This is a genomic window from Aureimonas sp. Leaf427 (genome assembly GCF_001425485.1).
In the GTDB taxonomy this organism is placed as follows: Bacteria; Pseudomonadota; Alphaproteobacteria; order Rhizobiales; family Rhizobiaceae; genus Plantimonas.
Genome location: NZ_LMQW01000006.1, coordinates 94,719 through 107,456 on the forward strand (window position 1 = coordinate 94,719; position 12,738 = coordinate 107,456).

Genomic DNA, 12,738 nt, shown 5'->3' on the forward strand with positions numbered 1-12,738 from the left:
TGTAAGGTGACTTTTCCAAACTGTATTTGACTGCCTACACGGGTGCGCGGGCGCCATTCTATTTATGTGAAAATAATAGGACTCCGCTGAGAGCACTAGCTTCTGGCCACTCGCATATCCCCGGCATAGCCGTGCTCGCAAAGCCCCACTGGGGCTTTGCGTTCTGAAAGCGTCGGGCGACGCTTTCAGAACCGCTAGCTATCCATCTTCAACGCCGCGATAAACGCCTCCTGCGGGATCTCGACCTTGCCGAACTGGCGCATGCGCTTCTTGCCCTCTTTCTGCTTGTCGAGGAGCTTGCGCTTGCGGGAGGCGTCGCCGCCGTAGCATTTGGCGGTGACGTCCTTGCGAAGGGCGGAGATGGTCTCGCGGGCGATCACCTTGCCGCCGATGGCCGCCTGGATCGGGATCTTGAAGAGGTGGTTGGGGATCAGCTCCTTCAGCTTCTCGCACATCATCCGGCCCCGGCGCTCGGCCTGGAGCTTGTGGACGAGCATGGAGAGCGCGTCGACCGGCTCGGCATTGACGAGGATCGAGAGCTTGACGAGATCGCCCTCGCGATAGTCGATCAGCGAATAGTCGAAGGACGCGTAGCCCTTCGAGATCGACTTCAGGCGGTCGTAGAAGTCGAACACCACCTCGTTCAGCGGCAGCTCGTAGGTGACCATGGCGCGCTTGCCGACATAGGAGAGGTCGATCTGCAGGCCGCGCCGCTCCTGGCAGAGCGTCAGGATATTGCCGAGATACTCGTCGGGCGTGAGGATGACGGCCTTGATCCAGGGCTCGTCGATCGCCTCGATCTTCATGACGTCGGGCAGATCGGCGGGGTTGTGGAGCTGGATCGTCTCGCCGTTGGTGAGGCGGATATCGTAGACGACGGAGGGCGCGGTCGCGATGAGGTCGAGATCGAACTCTCTGGAAAGGCGCTCCTGCACGATTTCGAGGTGAAGGAGGCCGAGGAAGCCGCAGCGGAAGCCGAATCCCAGGGCCGCCGAGGATTCCATCTCGAAGGAGAAGCTGGCGTCGTTCAGCCGCAGCTTGCCCATGGCGGCGCGCAGCTCGTCGAAATCGGCGGCGTCCACGGGAAAGAGGCCGCAGAAGACCACGGGCTGGGCCGGCTTGAAGCCGGGCAGCGCGGTCTTGGTCTGGCGCTTGTCCTCGGTGATCGTGTCGCCGACGCGCGTATCGGCGACCTCCTTGATCGAGGCGGTGATGAAGCCGAGCTCGCCGGGGCCGAGCACGTCCATGGCCAGCATCTTGGGCGTGAAGACGCCGACCCGGTCGACCGGGTATTTGGCGTCCGTGCCCATCATGCGGATGATCTGGCCCTTGCGCAGCTCGCCGTCGATGATGCGCACGAGCACGATGACGCCGAGATAGGCGTCGTACCAACTGTCCACCAGCATGGCTTTCAGCGGCGCGGAGCGATCGCCCTCCTTCGGCGGGGGCAGGCGGTGGACGATGGCTTCCAGCACGTCCACGATGCCGATGCCGGCCTTGGCCGAGATCATCACGGCCTCGGAGGCGTCGAGGCCGATCACCTCCTCGATCTGCTCCTTCACCCGGTCCGGCTCGGCGGCGGGAAGGTCGATCTTGTTGAGGACGGGGACGATCTCGTGGCCGTTGTCGAGGGCGAGATAGACGTTGGCGAGCGTCTGCGCCTCGACGCCCTGCGCCGCGTCCACCACGAGGAGCGAGCCCTCGCAGGCGGCCAGGGAGCGCGAGACCTCGTAGGCGAAGTCGACATGGCCGGGCGTGTCGATCAGATTGAGGATGTAGGTCTCGCCGTTCTTGGCCTTGTAGTGCAGGCGGACGGTCTGCGCCTTGATCGTGATGCCGCGCTCGCGCTCGATATCCATGGAGTCGAGGACCTGTTCGGTCATCTCCCGCGCCTCGAGCCCGCCCGTCTCCTGGATCAGGCGATCGGCGAGCGTGGACTTCCCGTGATCGATATGGGCGACGATCGAGAAATTGCGGATGTGGTCGAGGGGCGTGGTGCTCATGGCGGGGATATAAAGAATTCGATGAAAACTGCCTACCGGTTTTTGTCGGCGTTCCAGGGAGCCGGCGAGGGTTGGCCCGGGCGGCGGAAATGGGAGGGCCGGCCCGAATGCTTTGCATTCGTGCGGGCGCCGAAAGCCTGCGGCATTCGGCTGGGGGCTTATCCGCCCGAACGCTTCGCGTTCAGGCGGATAGGCCGGATTCGAACGGCAGCGCCGTAACCTCGTCGGGCTCGCCGGCCGCTTCGCCCTGCGCGGCCTTGGCGGCGTCCCGCGCCAGGCGCTCGAAGCGCGCGGCCGCGGCCTTCGGGCTTTCGGCGAAGAGGCGGCGGGCCGATGTGAGGGAGGCCGCGCGCAGCACGCCCTGGCGCCGGTCCATGAGGCCGAGCACGACGCTGCGGTCGGCCTCCGAGCCGAAGGCGGACGGCTCGGCGATCATCTCGGCGCGCAGGAGCGCGTAGTCGTGGTCGAGGCCGAGATCGTCGCCGATGGCAGCGGCGGCCTCGCGCGCGGTGCGCATGGCGGCCGGCCAGAGGTCCAGGAGGAGGCCGAGATGGGCGGCGTGGTCCTTGGCATGCTTGCGCAAAGCGTGGAACGCCTCCGCCTCGCCCGACGTCGCGGCCTCGCCCAGCGCATGGCGCGCGGCGCGCTGCGTGTGGTGGATGCCTTCCGCGACGATCAGCGGCGCGCGCTTCAGCGGCCTCTGGAAGGCGGCGGCGGACAGGGCCGCGCGGCACTCCTCGATCGTGGCGAGCGTCGTCGCGATCTTGGCGCCGAGATCGCCCTCGGCCTCGACGGCGGCGTCGCGGCGGCGCTCCAGCTCGGCTCTTGCGGGGCGGAAGGCGTCGGTCGCGACGTCGCTTCCGAAATGGGCCTCCAGCGCATCGAGGGATTCGATCAGCGCCGCGCGGTCGCGCACGGCCGAGAGGGCGCGGGCGGCGTCGCGCAGGCGCGCGTTCTCGGCGCGCAGCAACGCCGGATCGCCCGAGCGCATGAGGCGGAAGAGCGCGCGCAGCTTCTTGAAACGCTTGCGCACGTCGTGGATCGCCTCGTGCCGGTCGCCGCCGCCGGACAGTTCGGCGGCCGCCTTCGTCAGCTGCTCCTCGGCGATGCGGGTGAGCTCTGCGTCGAGGCGCGTGCCGAAGACGATGCGGAAGGCCATGGAAGCGATCTCCGTGCGTTGGCTGAGGGTCAGGGCCGGCCGGCGAGCGCCAGCCGGGCGTTGGAATAGGCGGGATCGCCGGTGATCTCGCGGCCGAGCCAGGAGGGCAGCGTCACCGCCTCGTCCTCGGCGGCAAGCTCGATCTCGGCGACGACGAGGGGCGACAGGCTGCCGGCATAGACGTCGAGCTCGACGACGTGCTTTCCGAGCGGAATGTCGTGGCGCGTCTTGTCGATGGGCGTTCCGAGCGCGCCCTTGGCCAGCTCTTCGGCGTCCGCCAGCGGGATCTCGTATTCGAACTCGCCGCGCGAGAGGCCGGCGCCGAGCTTGATCGTCAGCGTCGCCGCGCTGCCGTCGGCGATGCGGATGCGGATGGTGCGCGTCTCGTCGGAGGCGAGGTAGATCTGGCGGATGACGCGCGAGCGGCCCCGCCCGGCGGCGAAGGCGGCGCGCCAGTCGTCGGTCTCCACGAGAAAACGCCGCTCGATCTCGATCCCCATGGTCCTCGCTTCCTTTCGGCGTCCGGTGGCGCTCGAACGTCGGCCAACAGCTCAGAAGCCAGACCTGCCACGTCGCGGTGTCATAGAACAGGGCCGCAAGACGCGCGAGGTGCGTTCGCGCGGGGCGGACGGGCCTCGAAGACCCCTCAATCCTCGTCGCCATCGGGAATTTTCAGGAGCATGCCGCAGGCCTTGCAGTGGACGGCGTCCGGCTCGTGGCGGCCGAGGGCGCAGCGCGGGCAGGTGAAGTCGACCTTGTAGGGCCGGAAGATCGCCTGTGCGAGGCGCACGAAGAGCGAGATGCCGATCAGCATGGTGACGATGGAGGTGAGCTTGCCGGCGGGTCCGGGCAGCGTGATGTCGCCGAAGCCGGTGGTCGTGACGGTCGCCACCGTGAAGTAGAGCGCGTCGACATAGCCGGTGAAGCCGGAGCCCGAGCGGAAGAAGAACGTGTAGATGAAACCGGTGGCGACGAGGAGGAAGGTCACGAGGTTGACGATCGAGCGCCCGGCCTCCTCCCAGCGCTGCAGGCCGTGACGCTTCAACGGCAGCCAGATGATGCCCGAGCGTGAGATCGACCACAGGCGCAGGATGCGCAGGAAGCCGAAGCTGATCAGCCAATAGGGAAAGAGCAGCGTCGCGAGGATGACGAGATCGACCAGCGTCGTCGGCCGGCCGAGCCAGCGCCAGACGTTGCGGCAGGCAAGGCCCCGCGCCAGGATGTCGGCGGCGAGCAGCAGCGCCACGAAGAAGTCCACCCATAGAAACGAGGGCGTGTCGCGCAGGATCGGCGTCGCCACGAAGAAGGCGATGGTGAGGAGATCGATCACGATCACCGCCGTCTGGAAGCGCTGCGCCCGCCGGCTCTTGCCGTGATAGACGCGGGCGCAGGCCGAGCGAACGCGCTGCAGCCAGTTCGCGTCGCTCGGGGCCTTCAGGCCGACCGTCTCGCCGGTCACGACAGGCCCTCGCTCAAGGAGCGGGCTCCGGGGCCGGGGCCGGGGCCGGTGCCAAGACCGGTGCCGGAATCGGGGACGTGCGGGCCTGCTTGATCGCCTGCGCCGCCATGGCGTAGCCGCCCGCCGCGCCGTCCACGAAATGGACGTGGTCGCTGCGGTTGGGCGCCGGCACGAAGCAGGTGACGAGGGCTGCGGTCTGCCGGTGGAGGCCATAGGCGAGCGGGGACCGCGCGTTGGCGGCGGCGAGCAGCGCCTCGATCCGGTCGGCCGTCTCGGGCGTGCAGTCGAGCGTCATGCGCAGCGCGTCGTCGAACTTGCGGAAGTCGGAATTGACGACGAACTCCTTCAGGTAGCGCTTCACGTCGAAACCGCCCCAGCGAAGGCCGAGGCGGAAGGTGAGGAAGGCCGCGCCCGTCTTCAGCGCGACGAGGAGGGCCGAGAGCGCGCGGGGCCGGCCCGATCCGGCGCGCGCCGTCTCGACCTCGGAGGAAAAGCCCGCCGTCAGCCAGGCGAGATCGGGCGCGCCGTTCGTGACGGGCCGGCCGTTGTGGGTCTCGCCGTCGGCGAGAGCGAGGATCTCGGCGACCGCCCGGCGGAAGAGCGTGTCGTCCTCGCTCTCCGGCGCGACGACGATCAGCGAGAGGATCGTGCCGTTCTTGGCGGGCAGTTCGGAGAAGCGGCAGGAGAGGCCGGTCAGATCCGGCCCGACGCCGTCCGTTGCGCGGGGAATGGCGAAGTCGCCGGCCTTCATGCGCGCCTCCGCCCAGGCGAGCCCGCCGCCGGAGACCATGGCATAGGAGACCGCCGGCGCCGGGGTGAAGCGCGCGAGGCGCAGGTCGTGGCTGCTCGCCCGGATCTCGTCGACGGGCACCATGGCGACGCGAAGATCGAGATCGAAGGTCTCGGCGATGAAGGCCGCGGTGCGGGCGAGCGCGAGGCGCCCGGTCTCGGCATCGCCCGGCGCCAGAACGAAGCTCGCGCCGTCGCCGCCGAAGACGAAGGGAATGGAAACGCCCGGCAGCGCGTTGGACACGGCGGCGATGACGGCGGCGGCGGCCGTGTTCACCTGCTTGTAGCGCCCGGCCGCGATCGCATCCGTCGAGCGGACGATGTCGGCAAGGCCGAGAACCCAGCCGGCGGGCACCGGACGATAGGCCTCGGGGTCGGTCAGATCGCCGAACCTCTCGATCGCGGCCAGACCCGTGTAGAAGCCCCTGTCCCGTCCGTCCTCGTCGGCCATGCCGTATTCCTCCAAGGCTTTCCTGACAGGAACGGAGGCAAGCTCCATTCGGATGCGTCGGATCATCGAGCTTCGCGCGGGGCGGACGGCGCGGCGAGGTCGGCGAGGGGCGGGGCGAGGGCGGCTTCGAGGGCGAAAAGTTCCGCCGCCGCGCTTTCGCGCGTCTTCTGCTCCACCGCGCGATAGAGCTGGACGATCCGCTCGCCCTCCGCGGTCAGGTGAGCGCCGCCGCCGCCCTGGCCGCCGCCCCGCGTCTCGACCAGCGGCTCGGCGAACATGCGGTTCAACTCGTCCACGAGAAGCCAGGCCCGGCGATAGGACATGCCGAATTCGCGCCCGGCCCCGGCGATCGAGCCCTGGCGCCGGATCGCCTCCAGAAGCGAGACCTTGCCGGGGCCGAGCCGTTTGCCGAGGCCGAGATCGAGGCGCATTGAGATGCGCGTCGCCGTCTGCGGGGCGGCCTCTTCCGGTTCGGCGGGCGCGGGTTGGGGGTCGGTCACGTCTCGGGGCCTCTTCCGGTTGTCCTCGGGTCCGGTGCCTTCGCCGCTCACGGATCGAGCCTTCCGGTGCCGCCGGCCGGCCGGTCCAGCGCCACGGCCTTGACGACGGCATGAACCGCAAGGCCTTCGCGAAGATGGAGCGCCTCGGCGGATCGTCTCGTCAGGCGGGCCAGAAGCTCCGCGCCGCCGCAGTCGAGACGGATGTCCATGCCGGAGACGGGATGGGGCCGGAGGGCGCGGATCACGGCGGGCAGGATGTTGAGCGCGCTGAGATCCCTCGGCCTCTCCAAGGCGAGCATCACGTCGCGGGCGCGGATGTGGATGCGCACGGGCGTGCCGATGGCGGCCTCGATGCGCGGCACGAGGATTTCGCCGGCGGCGGAGGCAAGCGTCGTCAGCGCGTCTCGCTCGTCATGGCCGGCGACGACCGTGTCGAGCGGGCGGCCCTCTTCGAGGCCGGGGCCGGCGGGAAGGAGATCGAGACGGGCGAGGACCTCGGCCGGACGGCCCGTGGCGACGACCCGGCCGGCATCGAGCGCGACAAGGTCGCTGCCGAGGCGCAGGACCTCCGGCACGGAGTGGCTGACATAGAGGATCGGAATGCCCGCCTCGTCGCGCAGCCGCTGGATGAAGGGCAGGATGTCGGCCTTGCGGGCCTCGTCGAGGGCGGCGAGCGGCTCGTCCATGAGGAGCAGGCGGGGGCTCGCCAGAAGCGCCCGGCCGATCGCCACGCGCTGGCGCTCGCCGCCGGAGAGGCGCTGCGGGGCGCGGTCGAGCAGGCGTTCGAGGCCGAGAAGATCGACGACGCCCTCGAAGGAGGCCTTCCGCTCGGCCGAGGGCGTGAACCAGCGGCCATAGGTGAGATTGCGGCGCACGGTGAGATGCGGAAAGAGCCGCGCATCCTGGAAGACGTAGCCGATGCGGCGACGATGGCGCGCCACCTCGATGCCGCGTTCGGTGTCGAGAAGGACGGCGCCGTCGATCTCGATGCGGCCGCGCCGCGGGCGGGAAAGGCCGGCGACGAGATCGACCAGCGAGGTCTTGCCGGAGCCGGAGGGGCCGAACAGAACGGTGAGCGGCCCCGCGCTCTCGAAGCGGACGGCGAGGCGGAAGGCGCCGAGGCCCTGCTCGACATCGATCCTCAGACTCATGGCGTCGGCCTTCTCATACCAGCGGCCCCAACCTTCGACATGTCGAAGGTTGGGGCGTTACGGCGGCATCGGCCGCCGCCGCGCCGATCGGCGCGGGACACCAGCGGTCCTTGATCAGGGCCCCTGGTATCATGTCGCGTGCACCCGGCGGCCGACGCGCGCGGCGAGGAGTTCGGAGAGGAGAAGCGCGCCCATGGAGATCGCGACCGAGATCAGCGTCAGGCGCAGCGCCCCGGCCTCGCCGCCCGGCACCTGCGTGAACGTGTAGATCGCGGCCGGCAGGGTCTGCGTCTCGCCGGGAATGTTGGAGACGAAGGTGATGGTCGCCCCGAACTCGCCCATGGCTTTGGCGAAGGCGAGGATCATGCCGGCGAGGATGCCGGGGAGGGCGAGGGGAAGGGTCACGGTCAAAAAGACGAAGGCGGCATTGGCGCCGAGCGTTCCGGCGGCATCCTCCAGGCGCCGGTCGATGCCCTCGATGGAGAGGCGGATCGCCCGCACCATCAGCGGAAAGGCCATGACGGCGGAGGCGAGCGCGGCGCCCGTCCAGCGGAAGGAGAAGACGAGGCCGAGATGCTCGGCCAGAAAGCCGCCGACGACCCCGCGCCGGCCGAAGGCGAGAAGGAGCAGATAGCCCGTGACGACCGGCGGCATGACCAGCGGCAGATGGACGATGCCGTTCAGCAGCGCCTTGCCGGGAAACCGCTTGCGGGCGAGGAGCCAGGCGACGAACAGGCCGAGCGGCAGGCTCGCCAGCGTCGCGACGAGAGCCACCCGCAGCGACAATCGCACGGCCGTCCACTCCTCGGGCGTCAGGGCGAGCGTGTCCAGGTGCGGTCTTTCCGAATGCGAGGCGGGCTATCGGATCGAATATCGCGAAAGGTGATGGGCGGGAAGAGGGTGAAAGGCGGACGAACGTTCGCGGCCAGCCCGATCTCCCTCCTTGCGGGGGAGATGCCGGCAGGCAGAGGGGGCTCGCGCCGATGGTCGATCACTCTACCCGCTCACGTTCGCATACGATCGCCAGAACATGAGCGCAGACGGCTTCGACGTCTGACACAATATCATCGTTAGGCGTGCTGTTTGTCCCCGTCCCCGTTGTGATCGTGTTCGCCTATGTCGGGAGGCTCCAAGCCGAAATGCGAGTTCAGATCGGCCACCTGCGCGGGCGTCAGGTAGCGTGGGTTGAGGCCGCGCAGGAGGAGGTAGAGCTTGGCGGTCTCCTCCAGTTCCTCCGTCGCGAAGACGGCGGCTTCGAGGTCCTTGCCGGCGACGACGGGGCCGTGATTGGCGAGGAGGACGGAGGCGTAGCGGCCGGCAAGGCCGCGGATGGCATCGGCGACGGCGGGATCGCCCGGCCGGTGGTAGGGCACGAGCGCCGTCGGGCCGGCGCGCATGAGATAGTAGGGCGTCATCGGCGGCAGGGCGGCGCGGGGGTCGATTTCGGGGAGCATGCTCAGCGCCACCGAATGGGTGGAATGGAGATGGACGACCGCCCGCGCGGCGCTGTGCGTCTCGTAGAGCGCGCCGTGGAGCGGGATTTCCTTGGTCGGCGCATCGCCCGAGAGAAGCCGGCCGGCGGCGTCGAGACGGGACAGGCGGGCGGGATCGAGAAAGCCGAGCGAGGCATTGGTCGGCGTCACCAGCCAGCCGCCGTCGTCGAGCCGGACGGAGATGTTGCCGGAGGAACCCGGCGTCAGGCCGCGCTCGAAGAGCGATCGGGCGAAGCGGCAGATCTCCTCGCGCAAGGCCGCGTGCGACATGACGATCCCTTTCCCGGGCCCGATGCCCATCCGCGTCATCTAAGGCGGGCACGGGGCCTTCACAGGGCCGGCCGCGCGGCGTCGAAAGCGCCTCGAAACCGCCGCCCCCAATGCTCAACATATTGCGGTTGCAAGGATATCCTGCTGCACCGCAGGATTGACAGGTCGCCTCATGGGCATAGGGTTCGTCTCGACGGAGGGTGACGGAGACAGACGACGGCTCCGCAGACGAGCCGCGACTCCCGAGACCACCTTCCGCCGATTGCAACGGAGGCGACAACGTTCGCCGACGCTCATCGGGAGGACGACATGGATCTCGTTTCCATCATCACCGACATGCCGCTGTCATTCTACGTGACGGTTTCCGCCGCCGTCGTCATGAGCATCTTCGGCTCCTGACCCGGCCGGATGAGAGCGGGCGGCGCAGGACTGCCGCCGCTCTCGACGGCGTGGCCGCTCCTGCGAAGCGCGTGACGGCCGGTTGCCCCCGCCGGGACGTTGCCCCGGCGGGAGAGGTCTGCGCGGCTCAGGTGCCGATCTCGATCTCGACGATCTCCGCCTCGTTGGCGCCGGCCTTGACCGTGTCGCCGACGGCGCGGCCGAGAAGGCTGCGCGCGAGCGGGGCGAGATAGGAGACGCGGCCCTCGGCCGGGTCCGCCTCGTCGATGCCGACGATGGAGAAGCTCTGGCGGCGGCCGTCGTCGCGCTCGATCGTCACGCGGCTGCCGAAATGCACCTTGTCGCTGTCGGAGGGCGCCTCCATCAGCTCCGCGGTCGCGCGCCGGGCGTGGATGTAGCGCAGGTCGCGGTTGAGGGTGGCGAGCGCGATCTTGTCGTCGGCCACCCGCGCCGCCTCGATCGCCGCGTTCAGGCGCTCCAGCTCGGCGTCGAGCTGGCCGAGGCCGCGCTGCGTGACGAGGTTCTGGTCGGTGCCGAGATCGCGGTCGGGAAGGGTCTCGACCTGGCTATCGTTCGGTTCCTTGACGAAGGCGACGCTCATACGTTTCGTCCCATGCAAAAAGGCGCCGGGTTGTCTCCCGGCGCGTTTCGTTGATGCGTGAGGAGCCGGTCGAGGCGCGAGGATGCGCTCATCGAGGCCGGTTCCCCGGTGGTCTGTTGTAAGACATGGGGTCGCGGCCCGCGGTTTCAAAGCCGTATGCCACCCTGTCCTTCCCGGCGGCTCCCCTATGTCTCCGCCGTCGACTGAGGCGAGGCGAGAGGCCGATCGGCGCGCGGCGCGGGGGACGGATCATGGCATCGCATTCGGGTTCGACGGGCGTCGTCTATGCGGCGCTCGCGGGCAATCTCCTCATCGCCGTCACCAAGTTCGCGGCGGCCGCCTATAGCGGCAGCTCGGCCATGCTGTCGGAGGGCGTGCACTCGCTGGTCGACACGTTCAACGAGGTGCTGCTCCTCTACGGCATGAAGCGCGCGGCGCGGCCGGCGGACCGCACGCATCCGCTCGGCCACGGGCGCGAGCTGTATTTCTGGACCTTCATCGTCGCGCTTCTGGTCTTCGCGATCGGCGCCGGCGTCTCGTTCTACGAGGGCGTGCTGCACATGCTCGATCCCGAGCCCGTGGCGAACGCGAGGATCACCTATATCGTGCTCGGCCTGTCCTTCGCCTTCGAAGGCTTCTCCTGGTTCGTCGCGCTGAAGGCGTTTCGGCGGGAGAAGGGTCGGATGGGCTATTTCGAGGCAGTGCGCCGCTCCAAGGACCCGACGACCTTCACCGTGCTCTTCGAGGATTCGGCCGCGCTGATCGGCCTTGCCATCGCCTTCGTCGGCATTCTTTCGGCCGAGATTTTCGATAGGCCGGAGCTCGACGGCGCCGCATCGATCGGCATCGCCTTCGTGCTGGCGGCCACCGCCGTCTTCCTCGCCCGCGAAAGCAAGGGGCTGCTGCTCGGCGAGCCTGCGACGGCCGAGGTACAGGCGCGCATCCTGGAGATCGCGGCGCGCGATCCGGCGGTGCGCAGCGCCAACGGCCTCGTCAGCGTGCATCTCGGGCCCGACCAGATCGTCGCCTCGATCAGCGCCGAGTTCGAGGACAGCGCCACCGCGCCCGAGATCGAGGCCTCCGTCGACCGGATCGAGGCGGCGTTGAAGGCGGAGGTGCCGGAGGTGACGACGCTCTTCGTCAAGCCGCAGACGGCGCAGCGCTTCGCCGAGCGGGCCCGGCAGATCACCGAGGGGGACGGCGCCGGATGACGGCTCGGCGCTAAAACGAAGAAAGCCCCCGTCCGAGACGCGTCGGACGAGGGCTTCCTGTCGAATGGCTGAACGTTTCGCGCTGTCAGCGCACGCCGAGAACGGCGCCGCTGCGACGGTCGATGTCGACGCGGATGTCGTCGCCGCGACGGTCGAGGCCGACGACACGGTAGGAGTTGCGCATCACGCGAACGTCGTCCAGCTCGCGCAGGCCCTCGCCGCGTGCGATGCGCACGGCCTCGCGCTCGGAGACGCCGCCCCGGCGCGCATCCTCGCGGCGCAGGTCGTTCCGGCGGTCGTCGCGGCGGATCTCGTCGCGCTCAAGGCGCGGGTTGTTCTCCATCACGCGCACGCCGTCCGGGCCGATCGACAGCGTCTGGGCCATCGCGGGGGTGGCGAGCAGGGCGGCGGCCATCGCGATCATGCCGGCGGTCTTCGACAAGGTCATCATCGGTCTTCCTCCTTGGTGCGAGCGTCTTTTCGGCTCGATCCGTCTTCGTCAGCGATCCAAAGCCCCGGGATCGGGCCCTCGCATCTCTTCGTTGAAGGAAAAAACTGACCGCCGCTGCAAAGGTTCCCGACGCCGCCGACGCGAGATCGCCGCAATCTCGACATCGGAGCATCCTAAAGCTTCCAGCTTGGGGAGCCCCGCACCGCGGCGACGGGCTCCCGATGGAGGTCGCCGATGAAAGATCGCAGATCCGACGACGGCTTCCTCGCCGAGCTGGAGCAGGCCGCCAAGGGTCTGTCGCTCGTCACCGACCGAGCCTCCCAGGAGGAACTGCAGCGCCTCTTCGGCGAGCTTCAGGACGACGGGCGCCGGAGCGGGGATGCACCGGGCGGCGCGGTCGAGGTCGAGTTCGGCCTCCACGGTCCGGCCGAGGCATCCGCCCGGCGCGGCTGACGGCCGTCATCCCCGCCATTCGGCCGCGCCCTTTGGCGAAACGGCCTCACCTCCGCTAGAGACTGTTATGAACCTTGGATAGGTGTTGTGCCGCTCCTGTTGGGCTGCGGGGTAGGAGCCCGATGCAGCCGGTAGCGGGGCTACCGGCCAAGAGGGCGACGGTCCGTGAGGACGGGCGAGACCCGTGGCTCGCCCTGTGGTCCGCGGCCCAACAGGAGCGGCCCTTCGGGTCGTGTGAGCGACGCCATCCCCTAGGCCGGATCGACATTCAGGATTCCCAATCGGGTTGATCGCTGATTCATAGGGTTCCGTGTTGCGACACGGAGCTTTGGATGGCGACCAAGCGGT

Annotated in this window: 13 protein-coding genes; 2 read left to right on the top strand and 11 right to left on the bottom strand. The window is 68.9% G+C overall.

Annotation, left to right across the window (positions count from 1 at the left end):
* Positions 1 to 194: 194 nt before the first annotated feature.
* The 10 genes from lepA to greA all read right to left on the bottom strand — a co-directional run bounded on the left by lepA (position 195) and on the right by greA (position 10,275).
* On the bottom strand, positions 195 to 2,003 hold the full coding sequence (lepA, locus tag ASG62_RS06215; protein WP_056695625.1) for a translation elongation factor 4: 1,809 nt from the start codon (positions 2,001 to 2,003) through the stop codon (positions 195 to 197).
* Between the two features lie 181 nt (positions 2,004 to 2,184).
* Positions 2,185 to 3,162 carry a CHAD domain-containing protein gene (locus tag ASG62_RS06220; RefSeq protein ID WP_056695627.1) on the bottom strand — a complete coding sequence of 326 codons (978 nt, stop codon included), beginning with the start codon at positions 3,160 to 3,162 and terminating at the stop codon, positions 2,185 to 2,187.
* Positions 3,163 to 3,191: 29 nt separating this feature from the next.
* Positions 3,192 to 3,662, bottom strand: a complete 471-nt coding sequence (locus ASG62_RS06225) for a CYTH domain-containing protein (protein WP_056695630.1) — start codon at positions 3,660 to 3,662, stop codon at positions 3,192 to 3,194.
* Between the two features lie 146 nt (positions 3,663 to 3,808).
* Positions 3,809 to 4,621, bottom strand: coding sequence for a potassium channel family protein (locus tag ASG62_RS06230; protein WP_413814180.1), 813 nt, complete (start codon positions 4,619 to 4,621; stop codon positions 3,809 to 3,811).
* Positions 4,622 to 4,634: 13 nt separating this feature from the next.
* On the bottom strand, positions 4,635 to 5,861 hold the full coding sequence (locus ASG62_RS06235) for a DUF3095 domain-containing protein (protein ID WP_056695700.1): 1,227 nt from the start codon (positions 5,859 to 5,861) through the stop codon (positions 4,635 to 4,637).
* Between the two features lie 62 nt (positions 5,862 to 5,923).
* A complete protein-coding gene (locus tag ASG62_RS06240; protein ID WP_056695703.1) occupies positions 5,924 to 6,361 on the bottom strand; it encodes a winged helix-turn-helix domain-containing protein in 438 nt (145 codons plus the stop codon).
* Between the two features lie 47 nt (positions 6,362 to 6,408).
* Complete coding sequence (gene modC, locus ASG62_RS06245; protein ID WP_056695631.1) at positions 6,409 to 7,512, bottom strand: molybdenum ABC transporter ATP-binding protein; 1,104 nt, start codon at positions 7,510 to 7,512, stop codon at positions 6,409 to 6,411.
* A gap of 129 nt (positions 7,513 to 7,641) precedes the next feature.
* Complete coding sequence (modB, locus tag ASG62_RS06250; RefSeq protein WP_056695634.1) at positions 7,642 to 8,343, bottom strand: molybdate ABC transporter permease subunit; 702 nt, start codon at positions 8,341 to 8,343, stop codon at positions 7,642 to 7,644.
* A gap of 239 nt (positions 8,344 to 8,582) precedes the next feature.
* Positions 8,583 to 9,275, bottom strand: coding sequence for an aldolase (locus ASG62_RS06255; protein ID WP_056695705.1), 693 nt, complete (start codon positions 9,273 to 9,275; stop codon positions 8,583 to 8,585).
* Positions 9,276 to 9,801: 526 nt separating this feature from the next.
* Positions 9,802 to 10,275 (bottom strand): transcription elongation factor GreA, encoded by a 474-nt coding sequence (gene greA, locus ASG62_RS06260; RefSeq protein WP_056695637.1) that lies wholly within the window; start codon positions 10,273 to 10,275, stop codon positions 9,802 to 9,804.
* Positions 10,276 to 10,526: 251 nt separating this feature from the next.
* Here greA and ASG62_RS06265 point away from each other — a divergent pair, with 251 nt between their 5' ends.
* Positions 10,527 to 11,486 (top strand): cation diffusion facilitator family transporter, encoded by a 960-nt coding sequence (locus ASG62_RS06265; protein WP_056695639.1) that lies wholly within the window; start codon positions 10,527 to 10,529, stop codon positions 11,484 to 11,486.
* 85 nt (positions 11,487 to 11,571) lie between these two features.
* Here ASG62_RS06265 and ASG62_RS06270 read toward each other — a convergent pair whose 3' ends face one another.
* Entirely contained in the window at positions 11,572 to 11,937 is a 366-nt protein-coding gene (locus tag ASG62_RS06270) for a hypothetical protein (RefSeq protein WP_056695641.1), read from the bottom strand.
* A gap of 234 nt (positions 11,938 to 12,171) precedes the next feature.
* Here ASG62_RS06270 and ASG62_RS06275 point away from each other — a divergent pair, with 234 nt between their 5' ends.
* On the top strand, positions 12,172 to 12,390 hold the full coding sequence (locus ASG62_RS06275; protein WP_056695644.1) for a hypothetical protein: 219 nt from the start codon (positions 12,172 to 12,174) through the stop codon (positions 12,388 to 12,390).
* The last annotated feature ends 348 nt before the right edge of the window (positions 12,391 to 12,738 follow it).